General features: G+C 29.6%; 33 protein-coding genes, 2 tRNA genes and 1 other RNA gene. 3 read left to right on the top strand and 33 right to left on the bottom strand.

Annotated features, from left to right (window positions below):
- Window positions 1–7: 7 nt before the first annotated feature.
- The 10 genes from mreD to HGI79_RS09930 form a co-directional block, all read right to left on the bottom strand.
- On the bottom strand, window positions 8–499 hold the full coding sequence (gene mreD, locus HGI79_RS09975; RefSeq protein WP_185650566.1) for a rod shape-determining protein MreD: 492 nt from the start codon (window positions 497–499) through the stop codon (window positions 8–10).
- Window positions 500–510: 11 nt separating this feature from the next.
- Window positions 511–1,365: a rod shape-determining protein MreC gene (mreC, locus tag HGI79_RS09970; protein ID WP_185650565.1), complete on the bottom strand. Its 855-nt coding sequence runs from the start codon at window positions 1,363–1,365 to the stop codon at window positions 511–513.
- A 9-nt stretch (window positions 1,366–1,374) separates the two neighbouring features.
- Entirely contained in the window at window positions 1,375–2,385 is a 1,011-nt protein-coding gene (locus tag HGI79_RS09965; protein WP_185650564.1) for a rod shape-determining protein, read from the bottom strand.
- 20 nt (window positions 2,386–2,405) lie between these two features.
- A complete protein-coding gene (gene radC, locus HGI79_RS09960; protein WP_185650563.1) occupies window positions 2,406–3,092 on the bottom strand; it encodes a DNA repair protein RadC in 687 nt (228 codons plus the stop codon).
- Window positions 3,093–3,105: 13 nt separating this feature from the next.
- Window positions 3,106–3,681, bottom strand: a complete 576-nt coding sequence (locus HGI79_RS09955) for a Maf-like protein (RefSeq protein ID WP_185650562.1) — start codon at window positions 3,679–3,681, stop codon at window positions 3,106–3,108.
- An 11-nt stretch (window positions 3,682–3,692) separates the two neighbouring features.
- A complete protein-coding gene (locus HGI79_RS09950) occupies window positions 3,693–3,953 on the bottom strand; it encodes a DUF4321 domain-containing protein (RefSeq protein ID WP_185650591.1) in 261 nt (86 codons plus the stop codon).
- Window positions 3,954–4,141: 188 nt separating this feature from the next.
- A complete protein-coding gene (locus HGI79_RS09945) occupies window positions 4,142–4,852 on the bottom strand; it encodes an SPOR domain-containing protein (protein WP_185650561.1) in 711 nt (236 codons plus the stop codon).
- Window positions 4,853–4,992: 140 nt separating this feature from the next.
- A complete protein-coding gene (locus HGI79_RS09940; protein ID WP_185650560.1) occupies window positions 4,993–5,493 on the bottom strand; it encodes a GNAT family N-acetyltransferase in 501 nt (166 codons plus the stop codon).
- Window positions 5,494–5,636: 143 nt separating this feature from the next.
- Window positions 5,637–6,074 carry an ACT domain-containing protein gene (locus HGI79_RS09935; protein WP_185650559.1) on the bottom strand — a complete coding sequence of 146 codons (438 nt, stop codon included), beginning with the start codon at window positions 6,072–6,074 and terminating at the stop codon, window positions 5,637–5,639.
- A gap of 68 nt (window positions 6,075–6,142) precedes the next feature.
- Entirely contained in the window at window positions 6,143–6,613 is a 471-nt protein-coding gene (locus tag HGI79_RS09930; RefSeq protein WP_185650558.1) for a chemotaxis protein CheX, read from the bottom strand.
- Between the two features lie 494 nt (window positions 6,614–7,107).
- Between HGI79_RS09930 and HGI79_RS09925 the strand changes: the two genes are divergently transcribed.
- Entirely contained in the window at window positions 7,108–7,476 is a 369-nt protein-coding gene (locus HGI79_RS09925; RefSeq protein ID WP_185650557.1) for a hypothetical protein, read from the top strand.
- 113 nt (window positions 7,477–7,589) lie between these two features.
- Here HGI79_RS09925 and ssrS read toward each other — a convergent pair.
- The 13 genes from ssrS to HGI79_RS09860 all read right to left on the bottom strand — a co-directional run bounded on the left by ssrS (window position 7,590) and on the right by HGI79_RS09860 (window position 18,015).
- Window positions 7,590–7,781: non-coding RNA, 6S RNA (gene ssrS, locus HGI79_RS09920), on the bottom strand.
- A 784-nt stretch (window positions 7,782–8,565) separates the two neighbouring features.
- A complete protein-coding gene (locus HGI79_RS09915) occupies window positions 8,566–9,216 on the bottom strand; it encodes a hypothetical protein (RefSeq protein WP_185650556.1) in 651 nt (216 codons plus the stop codon).
- Window positions 9,217–9,327: 111 nt separating this feature from the next.
- A complete protein-coding gene (locus HGI79_RS09910) occupies window positions 9,328–9,687 on the bottom strand; it encodes a hypothetical protein (protein WP_185650555.1) in 360 nt (119 codons plus the stop codon).
- A 57-nt stretch (window positions 9,688–9,744) separates the two neighbouring features.
- Entirely contained in the window at window positions 9,745–9,900 is a 156-nt protein-coding gene (locus HGI79_RS09905) for a hypothetical protein (RefSeq protein ID WP_185650554.1), read from the bottom strand.
- Between the two features lie 212 nt (window positions 9,901–10,112).
- Window positions 10,113–10,283 carry a hypothetical protein gene (locus HGI79_RS09900; protein WP_185650553.1) on the bottom strand — a complete coding sequence of 57 codons (171 nt, stop codon included), beginning with the start codon at window positions 10,281–10,283 and terminating at the stop codon, window positions 10,113–10,115.
- Between the two features lie 31 nt (window positions 10,284–10,314).
- Window positions 10,315–10,397: transfer RNA gene (locus HGI79_RS09895), tRNA-Leu, on the bottom strand.
- A gap of 123 nt (window positions 10,398–10,520) precedes the next feature.
- On the bottom strand, window positions 10,521–11,081 hold the full coding sequence (locus HGI79_RS09890; RefSeq protein WP_185650552.1) for a lytic transglycosylase domain-containing protein: 561 nt from the start codon (window positions 11,079–11,081) through the stop codon (window positions 10,521–10,523).
- A 23-nt stretch (window positions 11,082–11,104) separates the two neighbouring features.
- Window positions 11,105–11,728: a dephospho-CoA kinase gene (gene coaE / locus HGI79_RS09885; protein ID WP_185650551.1), complete on the bottom strand. Its 624-nt coding sequence runs from the start codon at window positions 11,726–11,728 to the stop codon at window positions 11,105–11,107.
- A gap of 60 nt (window positions 11,729–11,788) precedes the next feature.
- The gene (gene polA / locus HGI79_RS09880; RefSeq protein WP_185650550.1) at window positions 11,789–14,434 is read right to left on the bottom strand and encodes a DNA polymerase I; all 2,646 of its coding nucleotides are present in this window, start codon (window positions 14,432–14,434) and stop codon (window positions 11,789–11,791) included.
- Between the two features lie 233 nt (window positions 14,435–14,667).
- Window positions 14,668–15,429, bottom strand: a complete 762-nt coding sequence (locus HGI79_RS09875) for an ABC transporter permease (protein ID WP_185650549.1) — start codon at window positions 15,427–15,429, stop codon at window positions 14,668–14,670.
- A complete protein-coding gene (locus HGI79_RS09870) occupies window positions 15,426–16,082 on the bottom strand; it encodes an ATP-binding cassette domain-containing protein (RefSeq protein WP_185650548.1) in 657 nt (218 codons plus the stop codon). The genes HGI79_RS09875 and HGI79_RS09870 overlap by 4 nt, the downstream gene beginning before the upstream one ends.
- A gap of 217 nt (window positions 16,083–16,299) precedes the next feature.
- A complete protein-coding gene (locus tag HGI79_RS09865; RefSeq protein WP_185650547.1) occupies window positions 16,300–17,301 on the bottom strand; it encodes a GGGtGRT protein in 1,002 nt (333 codons plus the stop codon).
- Window positions 17,302–17,322: 21 nt separating this feature from the next.
- Entirely contained in the window at window positions 17,323–18,015 is a 693-nt protein-coding gene (locus HGI79_RS09860) for an iron-sulfur cluster assembly scaffold protein (RefSeq protein WP_185650546.1), read from the bottom strand.
- A 366-nt stretch (window positions 18,016–18,381) separates the two neighbouring features.
- On the opposite strand from HGI79_RS09860, the gene ndk reads away from it, so the two are divergent.
- Both ndk and HGI79_RS09850 read left to right on the top strand, forming a co-directional pair.
- Window positions 18,382–18,795 carry a nucleoside-diphosphate kinase gene (ndk, locus tag HGI79_RS09855; protein ID WP_185650545.1) on the top strand — a complete coding sequence of 138 codons (414 nt, stop codon included), beginning with the start codon at window positions 18,382–18,384 and terminating at the stop codon, window positions 18,793–18,795.
- Between the two features lie 240 nt (window positions 18,796–19,035).
- Window positions 19,036–19,122 (top strand) — tRNA-Leu (locus HGI79_RS09850).
- Between the two features lie 66 nt (window positions 19,123–19,188).
- Here the strand turns inward: HGI79_RS09850 and HGI79_RS09845 are convergent.
- The 10 genes from HGI79_RS09845 to HGI79_RS09805 form a co-directional block, all read right to left on the bottom strand.
- Window positions 19,189–19,467 carry a hypothetical protein gene (locus tag HGI79_RS09845; protein ID WP_185650544.1) on the bottom strand — a complete coding sequence of 93 codons (279 nt, stop codon included), beginning with the start codon at window positions 19,465–19,467 and terminating at the stop codon, window positions 19,189–19,191.
- Window positions 19,464–19,670 carry an N-acetylmuramoyl-L-alanine amidase gene (locus HGI79_RS09840; RefSeq protein WP_241428184.1) on the bottom strand — a complete coding sequence of 69 codons (207 nt, stop codon included), beginning with the start codon at window positions 19,668–19,670 and terminating at the stop codon, window positions 19,464–19,466. Before HGI79_RS09840 ends, HGI79_RS09845 begins: the two co-directional genes overlap by 4 nt.
- Window positions 19,671–19,721: 51 nt before the next feature.
- On the bottom strand, window positions 19,722–19,919 hold the full coding sequence (locus HGI79_RS09835; protein ID WP_185650590.1) for a BhlA/UviB family holin-like peptide: 198 nt from the start codon (window positions 19,917–19,919) through the stop codon (window positions 19,722–19,724).
- A gap of 98 nt (window positions 19,920–20,017) precedes the next feature.
- Window positions 20,018–20,170, bottom strand: coding sequence for an aspartyl-phosphate phosphatase Spo0E family protein (locus tag HGI79_RS09830; RefSeq protein ID WP_313885203.1), 153 nt, complete (start codon window positions 20,168–20,170; stop codon window positions 20,018–20,020).
- 534 nt (window positions 20,171–20,704) lie between these two features.
- Complete coding sequence (locus tag HGI79_RS09825) at window positions 20,705–21,049, bottom strand: DUF898 family protein (RefSeq protein ID WP_313885202.1); 345 nt, start codon at window positions 21,047–21,049, stop codon at window positions 20,705–20,707.
- Between the two features lie 155 nt (window positions 21,050–21,204).
- Window positions 21,205–21,330, bottom strand: coding sequence for a hypothetical protein (locus tag HGI79_RS23230; protein ID WP_278046698.1), 126 nt, complete (start codon window positions 21,328–21,330; stop codon window positions 21,205–21,207).
- 26 nt (window positions 21,331–21,356) lie between these two features.
- A complete protein-coding gene (locus tag HGI79_RS09820; protein WP_185650542.1) occupies window positions 21,357–21,497 on the bottom strand; it encodes a hypothetical protein in 141 nt (46 codons plus the stop codon).
- A 57-nt stretch (window positions 21,498–21,554) separates the two neighbouring features.
- The gene (locus HGI79_RS09815; RefSeq protein WP_185650541.1) at window positions 21,555–22,625 is read right to left on the bottom strand and encodes a hypothetical protein; all 1,071 of its coding nucleotides are present in this window, start codon (window positions 22,623–22,625) and stop codon (window positions 21,555–21,557) included.
- A gap of 152 nt (window positions 22,626–22,777) precedes the next feature.
- Window positions 22,778–22,918: a hypothetical protein gene (locus HGI79_RS09810; protein WP_185650540.1), complete on the bottom strand. Its 141-nt coding sequence runs from the start codon at window positions 22,916–22,918 to the stop codon at window positions 22,778–22,780.
- Window positions 22,918–23,277 carry a DUF6075 family protein gene (locus HGI79_RS09805; protein WP_185650539.1) on the bottom strand — a complete coding sequence of 120 codons (360 nt, stop codon included), beginning with the start codon at window positions 23,275–23,277 and terminating at the stop codon, window positions 22,918–22,920. The genes HGI79_RS09810 and HGI79_RS09805 overlap by 1 nt, the downstream gene beginning before the upstream one ends.
- Window positions 23,278–23,305: the final 28 nt, after the last annotated feature.

Raw genomic sequence — 23,305 nt, 5'->3', positions numbered from 1 at the left:
CATTCCTCTAAAATTTCCACCTTTTCTGCATATATTGTTTATTGCAGAGTTTATACACTTTTTTGTACATAACTATACTTATAATCATATTATAAACACCTATAAAAAATATATCCTGAACATTTACATATATATTGCTTATATATAGTATTACAATTAGGAAAACTCCTTTTAATAAGCTTAATCCCAAACAAGACATTACAGGAATTAGACTTTTTTCTTTGAAAATGCCATCACCTATAGCACCTGCTAAAATACAAACAATCATGTTAACTAAAGCATTGATACCTAAACCATTAGTAAAGTATATATCCTGCAGTAATCCTGAAAATGCTCCAAGCCATAAGCCTTCCCACTTCCCATTAATAATAGAATAACAAATTACAAATATGAAAAGCAAGCTAGGATAGATACCTCTTATAGAAAAGTAAGGCATTAACGCATTATCTATTATAAAAAATAAAATTAAAAAAAGAATTAATACTAATATTTTTTTCATTTTAACTCACCTTAATATTTTACGTCTATTTTATTTTTAGGTACAACTATAAATATCTCTTGAAGTTTGTTAAAATCAACATAAGGTTTAATTATGGCATTTTTCATTACTTTTCCCTTATCCTCTTCTACATTTATTACAGAACCAATTCTAATTCCTTTTGGATAAAGTGCTGGATATGGCGTTGCAATAGCCGAGGTTGAAACTACATCACCATTTTTTACGTCTGATTCTATAGGAAGAAAACTCAATTTTGCAAGTAGCCTATTATCACTACTTCTATATCCTTGAACTATACCATTATCATTGGTTCTTTCAATATCTCCACTAACTGCAGTATTTACATTAGATAAAGTTTGAACTATAGACGAATTAGTCCCTACAGAGATTACCTGACCTACTAAGCCTTCATATGTTATAGCTATCATGTATTTTCCTATTCCATCTTTACTTCCTTTATTTATAATCAATTGATCTAAAAGTCCTTCTCCACCTTTTCCTACTATATCACAACCTACATAATTATATTCTGATTTTTGATCTGTAAAATTAAGCGTTTCTCTAAGTCTTTCATTTTCACTTTTCAGAGAATCATATTCAAGTAACTTGCTTTCAAGTTTACTATTTTTTTTCTTTAGTTCTTCATTTTCTTTTTTTACATTAGAAAAATTAAATATAAAGCTTACCCACTCTTTAACTCCACTGTTAAATTTATATATACTACCTTGTATAGAATTAAAAGTTATACCTGCCCCGCTTTGCACAAATGACATTTTATCACTCTTAATACTGTGTACTATTAAAATTAAAAATGTAACTGACAGTACCACTATAGTTACTGCCAGTTTATTTCTTAAAAACTTCATGATTATATGTTATTTTCTACTAGCTACTATTTTATCTATAGTATCTAGTGCCTTTCCAGCGCCCAGGGCAACACAGTCAAGAGGAGATTCAGCAATGTGAACAGGCATGTGGGTTTCCTTATTTATTAACTGATCTAGTCCTTTAAGCATTGCTCCGCCACCTGCAAGCATTATTCCTTTGTCCATAATATCTGAAGCAAGTTCTGGTGGAGTTTTTTCAAGGGTAGTTTTTATAGCTTCAATTATTGAAGCTACTGGTTCTTTTAAAGCTTCTCTTACTTCACTTTCTGTTATGTTAACAACTTTAGGAAGTCCTGATATCAAATCTCTTCCTCTTATTTCCATAGAATTTTCTTCACCTACATCAAAAGCAGAACCTAATTGAATTTTTACATTTTCAGCAGTTCTTTCTCCTATTGCAAGGCTATATTCCTTCTTTATATAACTAATAATTGCTTGATCCAATTCATCTCCAGCAACTCTTAAGGATTTACTTGTTACTATACCACCGAGTGATATTACTGCTACCTCTGTAGTTCCTCCACCTATATCTACAATCATACTCCCCGTTGGTTCGTTAACAGGAAGTCCAGCACCTATAGCCGCTGCCATTGGTTCTTCCATAAGCAGCACATCTCTAGCCCCTGCTTGTTTTGTAGCTTCATCTATAGCTCTCTTCTCAACCTCTGTAACACCTGATGGAAAACACACAACAATTCTTGGGCTAGTAAAAGCAGACTTTGGACTTACTTTTTCTATAAATTTTCTTAGCATTGTTTGCGTTACATCGAAATCTGCAATAACTCCATCCTTTAAAGGTCTTATTGCAACTATGTTTCCTGGAGTTCTACCTATCATTTGTTTAGCTTCATCTCCTACAGCTAAAACTTTCTTAACGTCACTATTTATAGCCACAACTGAAGGTTCTCTTAGTAAAATACCTTTTCCTTTAACGTATATTAAAGTGTTAGCTGTTCCTAAATCAATTCCCATGTCTCTTGATATTCCAAAAAATCCCATTTAGATTTCTCCTTTCAATTCTATAATATTCCTTTTTCTTTTAAGCTTATATACTTACCGTCCCCAATTATCACATGGTCCAATAAATCAATTCCCAATAATTTGCCGCACTCTTTCAATCTATGAGTTATATTTATGTCTTCATTACTAGGTGAAGGGTCTCCTGAAGGATGGTTATGACATATAATTATGGAAGCACTGCTTTTTCTAATAGCATCACAAAATACCTCCCTTGGATGCACAATTGAAGAGTTCAAGCTTCCAACGGAAACATCTTTGATATGTACAACAATATTTTTAGTATTAAGCATGATTACCTTTAGGCGTTCCTGTTTTAAACTTCTCATTTCTTCCATAACTAACTCTGCCGCATCCTTTGGGTTAGAAATCTTATATTCACTGCCATCTCTATAAGATCTAAATCTTTTCGAAAGCTCAGATAGGGCTATAAGTTGAGCTGCCTTAGCCCTGCCAATGCCATGAAGAGTCATAAAGTCCTCTATATTAGAATTTATAAGCCCTCTTAACCCGCCCTTTTCTTTAATAATTCTGTTACTTAAATCTAAGACATTCTCCTTTTTACTTCCTGATCCTAAAATTATTGCTAGAAGTTCTGCATTAGATAGAATTTCACCACCATATCTCAACAATCTTTCTCTTGGTCTTTCATTTTCAGGCAAATCTAAAATTTTAAGTGTTTGATTCATATTTTAACTCCTTTTATAGATTTACCCCCATCTCCTTTAACATTTTAAGCAGTTTATTTAAAGGAAGCCCTACAACATTATAGTAGCATCCACGAATTTCTTCAACAAAAACTCCTCCATAACCTTGAATTCCATAAGCACCAGCTTTATCACTGTATTCTTCTTTTTCTATGTATTTCTCTATTTGATTATCAGATAAAATATCAAACTTTACATCGGTACAAACAAAATCCTTTATAATTCTACCTGTTAACTTGTTTATAACAGCTATACCCGAATATACTTGATGTACATTTCCGCTTAATGCTTTAAGCATAGTAAATGCTTCATCCTTATCTTTAGGTTTTCCTAAAACCCTACCTTTAAAAGATACTACTGTATCACAACCTATTATGATAGACTTACCTTCTACCCTATAGCTCACATCCTTTGCTTTCCCTAGGGCAAGCTCTTCTACATAAGAACCACAATCACCATTAAAGTTAACTGAGCTTTCATCGAAGTTGCTTATAATAATCGAAAATTCTTCTGTTAACCGTTTTAAAAGTTCTTGTCTTCTACTAGAAGCTGATGCTAAAATAATTTTCATTAAATCACTTCCTAAAATCTCCTGTATAGTATTATAGCCATAATTATACCAATTATAGTCATAATATTAATATTTAAATTTAAACCTAAAGTTAAAATAACGACTTTAAGGTCTAATACACTAGGTGTTGACGTTCCTATGGCATAAGAATTCTTCAAAAAATTTAAAATTCTCACGTTATTTCCTAATATATCCCCAACAAGGCTTCCACATATTGCCCCTAAAAATATTACAAACCATAGGAAACTTATGCTCTTTTCAGCCCCTCTCACAAACATCCCCTACCTTAATAATATATCTTTTATAGTTTAACATTTAATAAAAACATAAACAAGTATGTAGAATATGGTTTAATAAAATTTTTAAAATAATTGATATAAATGTAATGATTACAAAAATTCCCCTATAAAAACAAAGCAGGTATTAAATCCACTGAAGGATTTTCTATACCTGCTAAGAACTATTCTAATTTCATTTTGTTCATTAAATTATATATATATATATAATTTTCTTCTGCCTTGTCCTTAGATAAATCTTTAGGCATTTTATTAATATTGTCCTTTAAATCATTCAATATAGATATATTTTTGCTATTTTCATCTACTTTATTTAAAGAGGAACACCATTTTTTTATTTCATCGGTTTGTATTGATTTCACGTTTTTTTCTGCAAGTTTATTTAATATCTGTAAGTTAGCACTAATTATTTCTGTGATTTCAGAATCACACAAATCACTATTACTTATATTTATAGTAATTTTAGAATTGTCTATTTTTTGATCTGTAAGCGATTTTATAATTTTTTGTCCCTGTTCTTCTGAATAGATTCCAAGTAATACTCTAGTTTTGTTACCTTCAACAACGCTAAATGGCGTGCCATACTGATTTAGCAAAATTTTTTCTGCATCTGCATTTTCTTTATTTTGATAAATTCCACCTTGTACAATTATAAACTTAACTAACTTACTTATATTATTGTTAACTGACTTATTATTATTGTTTGAAGCATTAGCATTAATATCAGACTTATTATTGTAACTGTCAGGGCTCCTAACTAACAATCTGAAAATAATAGTTCCTAACACAAAAGCTAGGATAAGTATAAAGAACATCATAACTATTAAAGTCTTATCACTATTTGCCTTTTTTAAATCATATCGTGTGTATTTCACTGTTTCACCTCCAAGTTTTAATTATAAGGATAACATAAAATTTTACATCTCATTAATATATTAATATTTAATATATTAATGATTTATTACATTTAACTATGTAAAATTAAAGTATGTCCTTGAAAACCTAGAGGAGTACTTTACTCTTTTTTCATTATTAACATATCCATATATTTTCCACCTATGTCATAAAAACTTTTTACCATTCTAACTATATGAAAACCTGTATTCTTCCAAAAATTAACATTCTCACAGTCATTATTTAATAATCTAGTGAAAAATATACTAACATCATATTCTTCTGAAAAGTAGTTCATTAATTTATTTATTATGTCATAATTTAGTCCTGTTGAATGATATTCATCATTTAAGTAGAAAAACCATATCCACATTTCATTGAGACTTTTAAATTCTAATCTACCCTTTATTATACCTATAAGTGTATTAGCCTTATTTATCTTTAGGAAAAATTCACATTCACTTATATAGCTCTCTAGAAATCGTTCATTTAAATTTTTTAGGTTATTTTCTTTATCTATGAACTGATTCTCTAGTTTCATCCATGTATGTATTTGAGGTAAATCTTTCTTCTCAATATTTGTAACTCTGATATCGTTAAATGTGATTTCTATATCTATCATACCTTCACCTCACTTACATTAATAAAAAGTACTTAAATTTTAAATTCTACATTAAACTTTAAATTCCTTTTATGTATGAACATTTTATAAATAATTACTTTTGAGTAAGGTGGTATTTAAATAAATATATTCAACTGCATTCCTTATTCTACGGCTATTAAATCAACCTTTATAACATTTTCAATAGATTTTAACTCCTCTACAAATTCGTTAATGTCTACCTCTAGCTTGGATGCATCTAAAGTAATTGTCACACTGGCAGCATTATTTATAGGAATATCTTGATTAATTGTTAGTATGTTTCCTTTTTTAAAAGCCACTTTATCTAAAATTTTCGACAAAGCTCCAGCTTGATGTATAAGAACTAGACCTAAGGTAACCTTATGTCCAATTATTCCTTCAGATAGAGTAAATACAAAGTCTTTGTATTTATAGTAAGTGCTTCTGCTTATGCCAACCTGTTTTACACCCTCTGATATATCTTTTACGCCACCTGTTCTTAACAACTCTTTTACTCTTATAACTTTTACAAATACATCAGGAAGTATTGATGTATCAATTATTAAGTACTTACTACTCATAGAATTTGTTTCACCTCAATTTTATAGTTAACGCTATTAATATATGTAATATTCCTCAACATATAAGCTTATGAAACTGAAACATTTATATTAAAAGAATGTCCATTTTTCATTTTTAAAGAAACACTTACGGATTTTGATTTAGTTGTAGATATTTCAATACTATTACCAACCATCACCGTAGGTGGTGTTATGTCTAGTTTAATTTGATTAGAAGAAAATATCATAGCAGCGGTTCCAGAGATCATGTTAGCAAGCTCTCCCACGGCAGATTTTGAAATTTCATCTAGTGTAGTTACAGGCATTCCACACATCATTTTTGATGCAATACTACATGCTAAATCCTGTGATAAACTAAAAATAACCTGTCCGTGAAGATCCCCCACTAACCCTATTACAATAATTACATTATCTCCATTAAAAGATGAATCTCTTAAAAATATTTCTCCAATTTCTGTTTCTTCATTAGCAACCTGTAATAAAATTTCCTGACTTGCCTTTATAAACGGGTCTGCATGCCTTACATATTCTTCATTCATTATTCTTCCTCCAATTTTTTTATTTAGTATACACTATATATTAATTTAAATAATTATATATCTATAGTTTTAAATAACATTGATGTTATATTTTTCCATTAACCTATAGTTTATTTCTATAATATAGGAATTTGTAATATATATTTAGTTTACAAAAATAATGCCTATATTAAAAGACTTTTTTCGTTAAAATAGTTTTTTATAAAACAATATTTTTTTAATGAATAAAGTTATAGATCTACAATTAGCGAAATTTTTATTTTTCTCGTTTTGGAACAACCATATATTTTATTAAATATAACGTAAGCATAAATATCAATAAAGCTTTTTTAAAAGTATTTGATACCTTTACTCTTATCCTATAAAATTCCCTTATATATCTATTAATGTGAATAGTATCTTGAATATCATTATTCTCATAGGGAATTATATAAATAGTTATATGAGATAATCTCATATGCTAATATATGTTAACAATCGAAGGGAGAAAATCAATGACTAATAACAATTTAGAAGAAACAAAAAAACTTAATCAACAATCTAGATCTGGAAACACTACTAGTAATGCTTCCAGCGGCATAACTAGCAGCACAAATAATGCTAATTTACAAGAAACACGACAACTTAATCAACAATCTAGATCAGCTTTAGGTTCATCTACATCTGGTAATACATCTAGTGATATAACTAATATTAAAAACGATGCAGCTCTACAAGAAACTAAACAGCTTAATGCTCAATCAAGATCTGCTTCAGGTTCTGCAGCATCTGGTGTTACAAGCTCTATATCCAGCAACTCAAATAACGCTGACCTTCAGGAAACTAGACAGCTTAATGAACAATCTAGACAAAATAAAAGATAGACATTTATAAAATAACTATAAGGTCTGGAACAAAAGCTTCCAGATCTTTATTTGAGATTACAAAATAAATAAGAGAGGTATTTCTACCTCTCAATAAAATATATTATATCCATATTATATCCAAAATACCGGTACTCTAATTTTGACACCTATCTCTCGATAGGTGGGTGTTCTCACAGATGTTTCTATCGCCCTCAATGCCGTAAAAGGACTCACATGAAAGTACATATACTCATCTAAATATTGAACTCCCGTTCTTGTAATGTAGGTTCAAAATAAGAGCTTAACGAATATTTCAGAAATTGTGTACTATTTATTACTTAGTTAAAAATATAATCCTTTTTAATAAACAACATCTTGTAACTAAAATTATTTTACTACAACTTTAATTAGCCGTCAATAGTTTTATGAAAACCTTTATATTAGCACCTTTTCTTATTTATATCCCTGCTGCTTAATATAAAAATGATGCGAGAGACGGGACTTGAACCCGTAAGGTCTCCTCCCACACACCCCTCAAACGTGACTTTGATTTAATCACCGTTAAACCATTATATATCAACACTTCAACATGTTAAAAACATCATTTTGCAATACGCTTACTATTATTCCTCTGAATGTATTTTAACATAATAAATTTAATAATTCAATTAAAATATATATTATAGTTTTAAAAAATCCCTACCTATTATATATAGTTGTTACTACTTAATAATATACCAAAAAAATAAGGTACAAAATTAATTGTACCTTGTTATAATGAGGTAAGGGGGATTATATTATACAGGGAATGTATAAACGACTATAATGTAAACAAGCAGTGTTTGTTAATAATTATTTTCTACTGATATTTATAATTATATACTATTTTTATTTTATGTCAAGTACATATTTTTCTCCACTAAGTATTTATGTCTATATAATTCTGTTCATATTTTTCACACAAAATATAATAATCCTCCCCAAAACACTAGTCCAAAAATACCTTTAATTAAATCTATAAAAGTATTACCTATAGATACTTCTTGCTTGGCAACTCTATTATTACCTTAGAGATTATGAAATTATTTGTAATAAAATAATCTTAAACTATTTTCTTCTTCCAATCTTTATTATAGGCATAATATTTACTAACCATCTTATTCCTCTACTATCTCTCTTACTAATAATATCTTTTTCTATATCATCAGTAGTAGCAGCTACTTCATCCAATGATGAATTCTTCTTTAAACTATTCCCTTTTTCTATATCTTCTAGAACTTTTAATCTAATATTATTGATTAATGATACTTTTTTACTTTTTCTAGTACTTTTATCACCCATAAGTGCAGTTAAAACAAATATTAGTATCATAAAAGTTATAAAGTTAGCAATAACACCTATTGTTTGATTTGCCGAGTCTGAAAATCCCTTTATTTTGATTACGTTATTAAATATACCTGATCTTTGAAAATAAAATCCAAAAATACCAGATATTATTCCTATATATAAATTTGCAGAATATCCCATAAACGTTGTATTATACTTTCCTATACTATGCTCAAGTCTTATCTTTTCAGACATTATATCTAATTCATTGTTGTTTATTCTTTCAATATAATCATCTCTTATCTTTTTAGTCAATTCTAATATGTCATCATGCTCATTCTTATTTTTCACATTATCTTTTATTTCTTCTTGATATAAATCTAGGCAGTCTCTATAAAATCTTTCTTCTTCTTTTTTCTTTTTCCAAAACATAAAAAACCCCCATAAAATTACTATATGGGAGTATTATAACATATTTACTTATACTATAACTTTTTTAGACAAAATAAAAAGAGTACCAATTAAGGCACTCTATTCATATATTTAAGGCACTCTATTCATATATTCTTCTATATGTTGCTTTATAAACTTTCCTCTTATTATTAGCCCATAATTACTCTTATGGTGAACATCCTGAGAATATATATAAGTATTATCAGCAATATCAAATTGTTCAACTACTGCTTTCCAATACGATCCATTAAAGTTATTTACTATTGCCCCTTTGTTATCCGCCATAATGTATTCAAACAAATAATATTCTTCATCATCCTCTGTTTTATAATACTTAACAACATGATAACTACTTTCAAAATGATGTGGATACGGATTTATTGTAACAATTTTAGTCCAGACTAATTCATCCTTTTCAGTATCAAATCTTTCTTCGCTATCACTAATCATAAAATACCACCTCATTATCATATATATTAAAAGGAATGGGACTTTATTCTTAGAGCATTATTTAAATATTGTATCTATAACTTTTACGAAAATATATCCAAACATCATTGTTCCACTAGCTACTAAAAAACCATTACGTTTATGTTTTCTATAATCAATCAATCCAATTATAAGAAAAATTATACTTGCACCTAACATAAAAATATCAAACATTTTTAACCTCTATTTTAATTTTTATTAGTAATATCTATGTGTATAAGTGTAAAAATATTACTTAAGAGAAAAGCACCCAAATTAATTGAGTGCTTGTATTAATCAGATCAATTTCTCTCTATAATACTATTCATTAATAACTTCTACTATAAGATATCTGTTATCATTCTGTATATAACTTTCTTTTAATGTTTTATTACACCACATATCTTTTAGTATATTGTTTCTTGAACATGTACAACTATTGAACCATCAGAATAAGATACTATTTTTACTTCTTCATTCTTTATAGGAATAATAGAAATATGTCTAATAAAAAAAATAGCAACATGCCTATTGATTATTTTCTCAATAAACGTGTTGCTATTTACAACGTGTTTCACACCAGTATTTTCAACGGTTTTAATATAAAAATGGTGCGAGAGACGGGACTTGAACCCGTAAGGTCTCCCACACGCCCCTCAAACGTGCGCGTCTGCCGATTCCGCCACTCTCGCATATTTAAGCCGATACCTACACGATTTTTTCGCTATTTCCTCGTACACCCTATCGACTAATAAGATTTTACTACGGTATATTTAAAACGTCAATAGGAAAATAACGAAAAAAGCAAGGATAACCTAAGTTTTGCTTAGATTATCCTTGTATAAATATTTATAGATTCTATAGTTTACTCTAATCTTTTTTACATATTTATCAGTTTCTTTAAAAGGAATATAATGAAGATTTTTTCCATCTAATGAATGCTGAGAATTTTTAAGCCATTTTTCAACATTTCCTCTTCCACCATTATAAGCGGCTAATACAACATCTATATTCCCACCAAATTCCTCTTTTAAGTTATCTAAATACCAACATCCCATTTTTATGTTAAATTCCGGGTCACTAAGCATTTTTTTATCAAAATTTTTTATATTCATTTTCTCTGCTGCCCATTGAGCAGTATCTGGCGTTATTTGCATAAGTCCACATGCATTCTTATTAGATCTGGCATTTTTGTCAAAGTTGCTTTCAGTTTTTATTACTGCTGATACTAAATATGGATCTAAATCATATTGCTTCGAATATTGTAATATATATTTTGTATATTTAATAGGAAAAAATTGTCTTGCTATATTTTTTGCATTCATAATTATTACTGCTAATAATATAATCCATATTAATCCTTTTATATTTTTCAATGTACAATATGTCTTATAAGCTTTTATGCTTTAAGACACTCCACCCCCCTATATTTTTTGCCAATCTCTTTTAATGTCCTATCTAAATTTATTTTAGTTTCTTCTATAGTACCTGAGTTATCAATTATAAAATCTACATATAGCTTTTTGTCTTCTAGTGGCATCTGCGACTTAATTCTATTAATAACTTGTTCTTTCGTTAAGTTATCCCTGCTTTTTACCCTGTCTATTTGCGATTCTAAATCAACATAAACCAGTATATTTGTGTCCATTTCATCATTAACTCTGTTTTCTATTAAAGTAGCACCATCTACGAAACATACTTGTTTTCCTTCTTGCTCACATTGATCAATTCTTTTGAAGATCTCCTTTTTTATAAAAGGCATTATTATTTTTTCGTAGTTTTTTCTTTTCTCATCATTAGAAAATATAACCTCTCCTAAAGTTTTTCTCCTTAGTGTGCCTTCTTCATCAAAGAATTTTTCTCCAAATTCTTTTTTTATTTCTAGGAGTATTTCAGGATATATTTTTAATACTTCTCTAGCTACCACATCTGCATCTATAACTGTAAATTTTCTTTCTTTTAGCATATTTGATATTGTACTTTTCCCGCTGCCAATACCGCCTGTAAGACCTATTTTTATCATACAACCACCTCTTTATCCCACACAACCGCCGCAAATAGCCTATCTCATTATAATCCCACTTTATTTAGCTTCGTACCAGTTTGCACCAATATTAATATCCACTTCAAGAGGCACTCTTAAATCAAATACATTTTCCATTTTATCTTTTACTATAGCTTTTACAGTCTCCAGTTCGTCTTTGTATGTGTTCACAATAAGTTCGTCATGCACCTGAAGTATTACTTTACTTTTCAATTTTCTATTACTGAGTTCCTTGTATACATTTATCATAGCAATTTTTATAATATCAGCTGCACTTCCTTGAATAGGAGTATTCATAGCAAGCCTTTCCCCTAAAGATCTAACAATTTTATTAGAGGATTTTATTTCTGGTATAAGCCTTCTTCTATTCAAAATTGTAGTTACATATGAAAGTTCTTTTGCTTGATTTATGATATCCTCCAAGTACTTCTTTACTCCTGGATATCTATCAAAATAAGCATCAATATAGTTCTTTGCCTCTTTTCTAGATATTTTTAAATCTTTAGCAAGACTAAAATCTCCTATACCATAAACTATACCAAAATTTACAGCTTTTGCATTACTTCTCTGTGTTGGTGTAACTTCATCAATAGGAACTCTAAATACTTCTGAAGCTGTTTTTGTATGTATATCACTATGATTTACAAAGGCGTCTATTAGGTTTTCATCATTGGCAATATGTGCTAGTATCCTTAGTTCTATTTGTGAATAGTCAGCTGAAAGTATAACACAGTTTTCATCATTTGGGACAAATACTTTTCTAATTTCTCTTCCCATTTTATATTTTATAGGTATGTTTTGCAAGTTTGGTTCTGTACTTGAAAGTCTTCCTGTTGTAGTTACAGTTTGATTAAAGTTTGAGTGAATTTTACCATCTTCATCAATTACAGCCTTTAAGCCTTCAATATATGTTGAGAAAAGTTTACTTAGTTGTCTATAGTAAGTTACCTTTTCTATTATTGGATGCTTATCTGAAAGCTGTTCTAGTACTTCTGCGTTAGTTGAATATCCTGTTTTCGTTTTTTTAATTACCGGAAGATCTAATTTTTCAAATAATATTTTTCCAAGTTGCTTAGGAGAATTTATATTAAACTCTTCTTCTGACAAACTATAAATTTCTTTTTGAACTGTTTCTATTTCTAGCCTGAACTTTTCTCCAAGTTCTGTTAATATTTTTTTATCTACCTTAAATCCCTCATACTCCATTGATGCTAGAACATCCGTAAGTGGTTGTTCAACCTCATATAGCAAACTCCCCATATTATTCTCAACTATACAACTTTTCAATGTTTCATAGATTTTAGGCAGCATAGATGTTTCTTTTACTTGAAGTTCTTCCTCTTCTCCAGATAAATCACTGTTAAAATATTCTTGTATAATATCTACAAGCTCATATTCTCCCTTGGAAGAATTGATTAAATAGGCAGCTATTTTTGAATCAAATTCAACTTCTATAAAATCTATTCCCATCTTATGAAGTATTGTATGAGGAATTTTTACATCATGACTTACTTTCTTTATATCCTTAGATTCAAATATAGCTTTTAGCAATTCTTTAGTTTCTTGTTCATTATAACTATATAAACTTTGTAAATATATTATATAATTATTTTCTTTTAAGTTAACAAATATTTTTTCTATCCGGCTCTTGGAATAGATATTAGCTTCTTCAACTTTAAAAGTTATGTATAGAAATTCATGATGATTACAGGCTGATTTTATTTTATGTATAAGCTCCTTTAAAGCTTCCAAACTTTCCACTTTTTCAAAACTTACTTTAATTTCTTCTGTTTTTTCTGTTTCTGCGGAAGTCTCTGATTCAGGTATTTTATCTATTAATGATTTAAATTCAAGTCTTTTAAAAAGATTTCTCAAGCCTTCAGCATTATATTCCTCTTTAGATTTTATAGAATCCAAATCAATTTCTATTGGCACATCAGTTTTAATTGTAGCAAGCTTTTTACTAAATATAGCCTGCTCGCTATATTCAGTTAAACTTTCTTTTATTTTTTTTCCACTAATGTTATCTATATTCCGAAGTACATTTTCTATGCTTCCGTACTCTTTTATTAACTTAACAGCTGTCTTTTCTCCAATACCAGGTACTCCTGGTATGTTATCTGATGCATCTCCCATAAGTCCTTTTACATCTATAAATTCCGTTGGTGTTACACCATATACTTTAATCATTTTATTTCTATCGTATATATCTTTTTCTGTGATACCTTTTTTAGTTATTACAACTTTCACGTTATCTGTAGCTAACTGTAGAGAATCTTTATCCCCTGTAACTATATAAACCTCTATATCTTTTTTTTCAGCAAAAGCTGATAAAGTTCCAATCAAATCATCTGCTTCAAATCCATCTATTTCAAATATATCTATTGAAAGAAGTTTCAATAGTTCTTTAACTATTGGAAACTGTTCAGCTAATTCTGATGGCATCTTCTTTCTTCCAGCTTTGTATTCTTTATACTCATTGTGTCTAAAAGTAGGTGCACTTCTGTCAAAGGTACATACTATATAATTGGGCTCTATTTCTTCTTTCATTTTCATAAGCATTGTTGTAAAACCATAGATTCCATTAGTATGTATCCCTTCTGAATTAGTTAATGGTGGAAGTGCATAAAAGGCTCTATTCATTAAACTATGACCATCTAGTATTAGCAATTTTTCTTTAGACATATGTTTACCTCCAATTTATTGACCTGTATAAAAATATTACTATAATAGCATACTTCCTCATATTTCATTTTAATACTTTTATTGGTAAAAATACTACAATATATCATTCATTGGTTAGCCTTATTTCCTAACTTCTATATTATAGCACCTTATAGATTTATTCTCTATTTTTTCCTACATTTTATTCTTTATATTTCATTGAAGTTTAGATACTTTTGTGCCATACTCTTTGCTTAAATCAGCTGCTTACGGTTATTAAAAAAACTTTTATAACATAGATAACAAGCTATAAAAGAAGCTATGGATGTAGTTGAAAGAAGCATGAAGGTAACCATTATTTGATATTTAATAGCATTAACTGGCGAAGTACCAGCTAAAATAAGTCCAGTCATCATACCTGGTAATGATACAATTCCTAAGGTTTTTGTAGAATCTATTGTAGGAAGCATTCCAGTCTTAATAGAGTTTCTTATTATTTCTATAGAAGATGGTAAAATATCTGCTCCAAGTGAAAGTTTCGTTTCGACTTCTTCTCTCTTGCTTTTAAAGTTTTCTCTCATTTGTTTAAAACATAATCCTAAAGCTACCATAGCATTACTTATAATCATGCCGCTTACAGGTATTATCTGATAAGGCTCATATTTGATAGCTCCTGAAAATATAAGAATTATTAATGTAGTAGTGGTTCCTACAGCTATTGAGATAAAAGATATCAATAAGCCATTTTTTATTCCTTTACCTCTTTTTGCAGAATTATAAGAAGCATTAAAAATCATAAATATTAATAAAAATGTAGTAAAAAGTGGACTCCTCAAACCGAATATATAGTTAAGTAAGTAACCAACAATGACTAATTGAATTACAGCCCTAATTACACCAACAATTGTTTCCTTTTCAAGATTAAGCTTCTGAAAATATGAGAAAAGAAGAGAAACCAATACAAGTGATGAAGAAATTAAAAGTGAAGAAATATCCATTGCTATGCTACCATTCATTTTAAAACCTCCAAAGATTTTATCTTACCATTTTCTATAGATAGTATTTTATTTGCATATTTTTTACTTTGTTCAGGATTATGAGTTATCCATAGAATAGTAATCCCTTCTTTATTTAAAGATTGAATTACATTTTCAACAACTTGAGTATTTTCTACATCAAGGGCTGAAGTAACCTCATCTAACAAAAGTATTTCTGGTTTAAACAACAAAGTCCTGATAAGTGCGATTCTTTGTTTCTCTCCCCCAGACAGATTCCTTACCTTCTTATTTAAGCAATCTTCGTTAACCCTAAAAATTAACAAAAGCTCTTGAATTCTTTTTAAATCCGCCTTAGTATTTCTTATTGAATATGGAAAGTTTAGGTTATCCATGACAGTATCTCCGAAAAGGTAAGGAGTTTGAAAGCAATAAGCTATACTTCTTCTCCATTCTATTGGATTATACTCCATATAGGACTTATTCTTAAAAATTATATTTCCTTCAGTAGGACTTATAAGCTGTGAACATAATTTTAGAAATGTACTTTTTCCACTTCCAGAAGGACCTACTACAGAGATAAAGTCTCCATAATTAATATTTATTGATATGTCCTTTAATATAGTTTTATTTTCATTAATATATGATACCTTTTCAAAATTAAGTAAGGACAATTGGCACACCTTCTTTAACTATTAATTTTGCTTAAACGATTCCTTAAATTTTTATTCTTCTATACTTGAAGACATACGTAAATCTTTTTTTACTTTAATATTTTATTTTTATCCATTAAGTTACCTTTACTAAAAATTTTATAAAGTAGAAAAAAAGCATGAAGTAATACAGAATCTAATACTGCACTTTCTTCATGCTTTAGAAGCAAGTTATTTATTATTTGCTCATAGCTTCTTCTATAGCAACAGCTACAGCAACAGAAGCTCCAACCATTGGGTTGTTACCCATACCTATAAGTCCCATCATTTCAACGTGAGCTGGAACTGATGAAGAACCTGCGAACTGAGCATCTGAGTGCATTCTTCCCATTGTATCTGTCATACCATAAGAAGCTGGACCTGCTGCCATGTTGTCTGGGTGAAGAGTTCTTCCAGTACCACCACCTGATGCAACTGAGAAGTATTTCTTTCCTTGATCAACACATTCTTTCTTGTATGTACCTGCAACTGGGTGTTGGAATCTAGTTGGGTTAGTTGAGTTACCAGTTATTGATACGTCAACTCCTTCGTGATGCATTATAGCAACACCTTCTCTAACATCGTCTGAACCATAGCATTTAACTTTTGCTCTTGGTCCGTCTGAATAAGCTTTTTCTTTAACTATTTCTAACTTTCCAGTATAGTAGTCAAACTTAGTTTGAACATATGTGAATCCATTTATTCTTGAGATTATATAAGCAGCATCTTTTCCAAGACCGTTTAATATTACTCTTAATGGTTCTTTTCTAACTCTATTAGCTTTTTCAGCTATTTTGATTGCTCCTTCTGCAGCAGCGAAAGATTCGTGTCCTGCTAAGAATGCGAAACATTTAGTTTCTTCTCTTAAAAGCATAGCTGCTAAATTTCCATGACCGTAACCAACTTTTCTGTCATCAGCAACTGAACCTGGGATACAGAAAGCTTGTATTCCTTCTCCTAAAACTTCAGCAGCATCAGCAGCTTTTGTACAGCCTTTCTTTATAGCTATAGCAGCACCCAATATGTAAGCCCAACAAGCATTTTCAAAACATATTGGCTGAGTTGATTTAACTATGTTATAAACATCTATTCCTTTTTCATCACAAATAGCTTTAGCTTCTTCTAAAGTCTTCATATCATACTTTTCAAGCACTGGTGTGATTTGATTAATTCTTCTTTCATAACTTTCAAATAATGCCATTTTTCGCGTCCTCCTTATATATTATTCATGTCTTGGATCGATAACTTTTGCAGCCTCATCGAATCTACCATATTGACTAGTAGCTTTTTCCATAGCTTCGTTAGCGTCCATTCCTTTTCCTATCATTTCCATCATTTTTCCAAGGTGAACGAATTTATATCCTATAACTTCGCTATCTGCATCTAAAGCTATTTTTGTAACATATCCTTCAGCCATTTCTAAGTATCTAGTTCCTTTAGCCTTTGTTCCGTACATAGTACCAACTTGGCTTCTTAATCCTTTTCCTAAGTCTTCAAGACCTGCTCCTATTGGTAGTCCACCTTCTGAGAAAGCAGTCTGTGATCTTCCATATACTATTTGTAAGAATAGTTCTCTCATTGCTGTATTTATAGCATCACAAACTAAATCTGTGTTTAGCGCTTCAAGTATTGTCTTTCCTGGAAGTATTTCTGATGCCATAGCTGCTGAGTGAGTCATTCCTGAACATCCTATTGTTTCAACTAATGCTTCTTCTATAATTCCGTCTTTAACATTTAAAGTTAACTTACAAGCACCTTGTTGTGGAGCACACCAACCTACTCCGTGTGTTAAACCTGATATATCCTTTACTTCCTTAGCTTGTACCCATTTTCCTTCTTGTGGAATTGGTGCTGGTCCATGATTTGGGCCTTTAGCTACACAACTCATTCCTTCAACTTCTGCTGAATAAATCATTTTTTATTCTCCTTCCTACTTGATAAAATTATTGTTGTTCAGAACAAACTCCTATTACTAGGTGTTAAGTTCTAAATGTACTATTTTAACCCACTGGGTTAAATTCGTTCCCACGAATACATAAAAAAACAATTTCTTTTACAATTACATTTTAACAAATCTAGGTTCTTATCACAATAGATTTTGTAGAAAAATTGAAACAAAAGCTATATACATAAAATTTTGACAAAATATAAATATTATTAATAAATAAGTAATAACTATACTATTTATACCAATATAATCTAAATAATAAAAAATTTTATGAAAACCTTTGTAATTTATGATACAATATCCTTCATATACATTAAATAAGGAGGTGGTTGCATGTTTGAAAAAACCCTTGTATTAATTAAACCAGATGGAGTGAAAAGAAAACTTATAGGTAAAATAGTGAACTTTTATGAGGAAAAAAATCTTACTATATCAGCTCTAAAAATGATAGAAGCAAGTTACAATACTGCAGAACAACACTATATAGAACATAAAGATAAAACATTTTTTAATGATTTGATAAGTTATCTTACAGAAGACAAAATTATTGCTATGATTATCGAAGGTGAAAACGCTATTAATTTAACTAGAAAAGTAAACGGTGCTACAGATCCTTTAGATGCAGACATGGGCAGCATTAGAGGAAAGTTTGGTAATAAAAAAAATAGGAATCTAGTTCATGCTTCTGATAGTCCTAATAGTGCAGAAAGAGAACTTAAACTTTGGTTTCCTGAAATTGATATTTAACATTTTTAAAAGTTGATAATTAAAAGTGTTAAGAATTTTATGACATAGTTTATCCGATGACTACCCACTCTAATACTCCTATCTTCTCCAAATTTGGAGTAAAGGGTGGCTACGTCTCTTTATTCGTTTAGTTGGGTTAAAACCCTATCTGATTGAAATTTCACTTTATATAAAATACTTTGTAATGAATTTTACCCCTTGACTATGTTTATTCTATATGCTATTATAGTTTTGTTCCTTGCCGAAGTGGTGGAATTGGCAGACGCAACGGACTCAAAATCCGTCGTTGGCAACAACGTGCGGGTTCAAGTCCCGCCTTCGGCACCATGGTTATCCACACTTTTTTATAAAGTGTGGATTTCTTATTTTTTGTGAAATAGTACAGACTACATTTTAAGCTGTTTTCTTTTTCTCTTTATCTTTATTCATATCAGCAACTACAGATTTTATTATGTCGAAAATATCACCTGAGCTTACTATCCTTTTTGCAGTATCTACATCTTTCTTATATTGTGCATCTCCTATCTGCTGCTTTAAAGCTTCCTTTTGTTTTTCTATAAGATCCTGTTTACTATCTATAAATTTCTTTCCATAGTAAGTAGCTATTCCAGCTATAGTTGTAACTCCTATATAACATACATCTGCAATTATTTGTTTTAATAAATCATTCATCTTTGTAAGCTATCCGTAACACTTGAAGCTCTAGAAGGTCTTACATTCCATGCTTCATGCCCCAAAGATTGAAGCTTAGATATAACCTTATTTGCTACATCTAATGCACAGTTTTGCTCATTTAAATATCCTACTGCTCCGCCGTCCCCTCCTAAGTTCCCATTTACATCTCCATGACCAGGATCAATTGCAAATTTACTCATAAAAATCACCCTCCTCTTTAAACTATGTTTTTACTTGTGAATTGTTAAAGCCTATTTAAATATTTTATTTTTAATCTCCTCAACATCCTGCTTTATACTTGGTAGAAGATTAGTAAGGTCTTTAATAATATTTTGATAGTTTGATTCCCTCTTTGAGTTTTCTTTAAGTACATAAAAAAGTAAGTAACAAAAAAGCAGAGCAAATACACCCTGCGTTGCAACTAGTTTTAACGCTTCAGATTCATTCATGGTCCACATATTTTCATCCCCTTTTTTGCAAAAATAAATAGAGCCCAAAATCTGAGCTCTATTGCATAATAATTATTTTATTTATGTATATTAAATTTCTAGTTAAATAACTTATTATACTCATTCAATTCACAATCTAGTATTTGGCTTGCTAATACCACTTCTGGATCAGTTAAACTTCCTCTTTTGTTTATCAAGTCATGCATATAGTCTCTTGTTTTTTCTATCTTTCTGAGTAATTCTTCTCTCACTATAAGCACCCCCATTTTTTCATATGAATATTTTATAGTATAAAATACTATAAGATTTCAACTATTATAAACTTATAATTATTTCCTAGTTATAATTAAATTATACAACATTCAACATAAAATTTCAATTATTTTTCATAAAATTTCGAATATTTTCTAAATAAATCAAAAATATAGTAGCTACCATGATTTCATAATAAAAATAAGCACCTGGAGTTAACCAAGTGCTTTATTGTACCACCAATATGTAATCCCTATTGTTGCACATCTGTTTTTATTTTTTCCACAATAACATTATACTAATAAGTCATACCTATTGAACAGCCACTAGCTAGACACTATTACGTCAATAAAACAACTATATTACATACACATATTACATAACTTCTCCATTTAATTTTTATAAACCACACCTTACAAGCAAGCTTATTTTTTATTATTTTAACTTTTATAAAAAATGTTATTTTACAAATAAAAAGGTACTAGCAATTATACTAGTACACTTTTAGATAATTGATTGATGTTTATTCTATTTTAAGCAAAATATGTATGTTTTGTTTTCCACTTTTCTAACGATATTCCTACCCAAAAAGAATAAATTCCAACGGTTATTATGCATAATATCCACCACTTTATCCATAGTCCAAATAGACCCATAGCAGTGCCATCAAACCTCAATCTTCTTCCTTCAATTACTGTATGCTTTATTTTCCACTTAATTTGCATACATACTGCCCATGGAAAGCAGATTCCTAGTGTACATACTGTTATTATAATTCCTAATATGTTATATCCTATTAATTGTAAAAGTCCTCCATCAAAATATGATTGAGTTGATGTTGAATTATTAATATTTACATTTAAACTTACTTCACTCACATTTTCACCCCCTTTTATATCCCATATTCGTTATAAAATATAAAAATTCCTCTATTTTTATATTATTTTTACAAAACACCTCAAAATATGGTATTGGGATTCGAATAAGCAACTCTTTATAGTTTATATTCCATATACACTTATTATTATTTTATTTAAGGCTCTACGTTTAATACGCTGACAAGTTCTTTCGAATATTCTCCATGTTCTTTATAGGTTGCCTTGCATCCATACAGCTTTAATATCTCATGAATGTTTTTAAACTTATCATAGAACCGCATATTTACACCTTCTTTAAAAGAATTTACTAGCTTGTACCTATTCTAGCTTTATCTTTAAGCCTCTCCTGCTCTTTTAAAGTTCCAACTATCCTACAGGCATTTAACAAGTTAAGTTCCTCTGGATACTTATAACCTATAGCATCCTGCATACTAAGAGCATAATCCAATACCTAATCCAAGGTTTTTAATAACTGTTTTCAAGATCAGTTAAAGCTACCATAGCTTTATTGCCATCCTAACAACTGCTTTTCTAAGTTCTTAAAATCATAATCTCTTTGTTTAAAATTATTAAAAGTTCCACCCTTAGGATCTTGGACTACTTGTGCCTTGTTATCATAGTTGCCTTCTAACACCTTAATCATATTTGAACTTTTTATAAGCCAATCAAAACTACAGCCTTGCCATCTTCCACTTCTTCCTGAAAGAAAATCACTTTGTTGAGCTTTAATAAATAACTTAGAAAAAACATTTATGTCTCTATACTCATTCCAGTGAGCTATTAAAGTTCTTTTTCTAGCATTAGATAACTTCTCAACCTTAGGCATAGCTACACAAATACTATTAAAAGTGTTGATAATTTCATCATAGGGTACAGTGCTTCGAGTATCAGATGATTCATCTGATGAATTTAAGTCACAATTTTTATTTAAGTTATCCACATTATCCACAATATTCACAGGATTGTTTATATTTTGAAAATTATTATATATATTATCTTTTTTATTTTCATTTTCTTTTTTGTTTTCTTTTTGTCCACCTATGGGCGACGTATCGTAACACGTACCGTTATCCTTATCGTGTAACCCCTCGTTAACGTCACTAGGAACAACTTCATTATCATCTGTATTATTAGGATTACTTATTACTCCATACTTAATTAATTCCTCAATAAAAAGCTGTTTTATCTTTATATTATTAATGCTGTCTAAAACATAAAGTAATAAAGCTTTATCCTCTATCTCTTTAAATTCTTTTTTTACACAGTCTTCTATTGGTTTACCACCATTTTTAAGGTTAAACTTACCCCAATTTTTAATTGCTAGTTCTCTAGTCTCATCATTATATTTAATGATCTTATGATGATCCTGGAATCTAACCATTAAACTATTTACAGATTCAATGGAATAACCCATTTCAAAGGCTATAACTTTCTTAGTTATTCTGTATATTCCTATTTGAGTTGTATGTGGGTTGGTAAGTAAGTATAAAAAGAAAAGCTTATCCTCTGGTGTAAAACTTTCACTTACCTTTGGATCTTCCCAAAAGTTTGTATAAACATATCTAAATTGAGCCATAAAAATCCTCTCCTATCCTAAAATTGCTAGTATTAATCTGCGACCTATTACTGTATGCCATACTATAAGGGCTAAGGTACAAAAACTATATACCTTAGCTCATATAAGTTTTAATTCAGCTCTTTGTTTTAACAGTTCTTTTAATATCCTGTTCAAGTAGTTTTAACTGCTCTAAAAGGAAGAAAAGTTATAATTCCATCTTCTCTATACTTTTCAATAACGTATGCTAGTTCTAATCTTTTATCTGGAGCATTGTGCATCATATCTATAATGTTTTCTAATACTTCAGCCATTACTTACACCCCATAACTCTGTATTCTATTGCTGTTAAAGCTAGTTTCTTATTTTCTGTATCCAGTGATGTGAATATATCCATAACAGATATATCCTTACCTATGGTTGCTCCATTATAAAGGTTAAAGGCTAACTTTATTGAAGCTCTGCTACTGGTGCATAAGTCAATTCTTAAACCGCTCTTTAAGATGCCTTGATTCTCAAAGCTATAAAACTTTTCTACACCTTTTCTCCATATATCCTTACTTCCTGACAGTATATAAAATAATGCATATCTTTCTACATCTGTAGATGCTGTTCTATCTTTTAAGATACATTGATTAAATCTTTCTTCATGTTCTTTTGAAAGAAACTTCATAAAAAGATCTCCTCTCTTGATTAATAAT

The sequence above is a fragment of the Clostridium sp. DJ247 genome (genome assembly GCF_014231265.1).
Note: the sequence above shows the minus strand (reverse complement) of the source record. Positions and strands in the feature narration are given on the sequence as shown.

Coding starts and splice junctions, on each gene's coding strand:
- HGI79_RS09805 (WP_185650539.1), bottom strand. CDS start 23,277: ATGAAGTTTCTTTCAAAAGAACATGAAGAAAGATTTAATCAATGTATC.
- HGI79_RS09905 (WP_185650554.1), bottom strand. CDS start 9,900: ATGTTTGATATTTTTATGTTAGGTGCAAGTATAATTTTTCTTATAATT.
- HGI79_RS09965 (WP_185650564.1), bottom strand. CDS start 2,385: ATGGGATTTTTTGGAATATCAAGAGACATGGGAATTGATTTAGGAACA.
- HGI79_RS09955 (WP_185650562.1), bottom strand. CDS start 3,681: ATGAAAATTATTTTAGCATCAGCTTCTAGTAGAAGACAAGAACTTTTA.
- HGI79_RS09930 (WP_185650558.1), bottom strand. CDS start 6,613: ATGAATGAAGAATATGTAAGGCATGCAGACCCGTTTATAAAGGCAAGT.
- HGI79_RS09810 (WP_185650540.1), bottom strand. CDS start 22,918: ATGGCTGAAGTATTAGAAAACATTATAGATATGATGCACAATGCTCCA.
- mreD (WP_185650566.1), bottom strand. CDS start 499: ATGAAAAAAATATTAGTATTAATTCTTTTTTTAATTTTATTTTTTATA.
- HGI79_RS23230 (WP_278046698.1), bottom strand. CDS start 21,330: ATGCGGTTCTATGATAAGTTTAAAAACATTCATGAGATATTAAAGCTG.
- HGI79_RS09835 (WP_185650590.1), bottom strand. CDS start 19,919: ATGAATGAATCTGAAGCGTTAAAACTAGTTGCAACGCAGGGTGTATTT.
- HGI79_RS09940 (WP_185650560.1), bottom strand. CDS start 5,493: ATGATAGATATAGAAATCACATTTAACGATATCAGAGTTACAAATATT.
- polA (WP_185650550.1), bottom strand. CDS start 14,434: ATGTCTAAAGAAAAATTGCTAATACTAGATGGTCATAGTTTAATGAAT.
- HGI79_RS09875 (WP_185650549.1), bottom strand. CDS start 15,429: ATGAATGGTAGCATAGCAATGGATATTTCTTCACTTTTAATTTCTTCA.
- HGI79_RS09910 (WP_185650555.1), bottom strand. CDS start 9,687: ATGATTAGTGATAGCGAAGAAAGATTTGATACTGAAAAGGATGAATTA.
- mreC (WP_185650565.1), bottom strand. CDS start 1,365: ATGAAGTTTTTAAGAAATAAACTGGCAGTAACTATAGTGGTACTGTCA.
- HGI79_RS09915 (WP_185650556.1), bottom strand. CDS start 9,216: ATGTTTTGGAAAAAGAAAAAAGAAGAAGAAAGATTTTATAGAGACTGC.
- HGI79_RS09815 (WP_185650541.1), bottom strand. CDS start 22,625: ATGGCTCAATTTAGATATGTTTATACAAACTTTTGGGAAGATCCAAAG.
- HGI79_RS09860 (WP_185650546.1), bottom strand. CDS start 18,015: ATGATTTATTCAGCAGAAGTTGAAGGAATGAGTTGTGTAGCTAAAGGC.
- HGI79_RS09840 (WP_241428184.1), bottom strand. CDS start 19,670: ATGAGTAAATTTGCAATTGATCCTGGTCATGGAGATGTAAATGGGAAC.
- HGI79_RS09925 (WP_185650557.1), top strand. CDS start 7,108: ATGACTAATAACAATTTAGAAGAAACAAAAAAACTTAATCAACAATCT.
- HGI79_RS09865 (WP_185650547.1), bottom strand. CDS start 17,301: ATGGCATTATTTGAAAGTTATGAAAGAAGAATTAATCAAATCACACCA.
- radC (WP_185650563.1), bottom strand. CDS start 3,092: ATGAATCAAACACTTAAAATTTTAGATTTGCCTGAAAATGAAAGACCA.
- HGI79_RS09845 (WP_185650544.1), bottom strand. CDS start 19,467: ATGAATGATTTATTAAAACAAATAATTGCAGATGTATGTTATATAGGA.
- HGI79_RS09935 (WP_185650559.1), bottom strand. CDS start 6,074: ATGAGTAGTAAGTACTTAATAATTGATACATCAATACTTCCTGATGTA.
- ndk (WP_185650545.1), top strand. CDS start 18,382: ATGTTTGAAAAAACCCTTGTATTAATTAAACCAGATGGAGTGAAAAGA.
- coaE (WP_185650551.1), bottom strand. CDS start 11,728: ATGATAAAAATAGGTCTTACAGGCGGTATTGGCAGCGGGAAAAGTACA.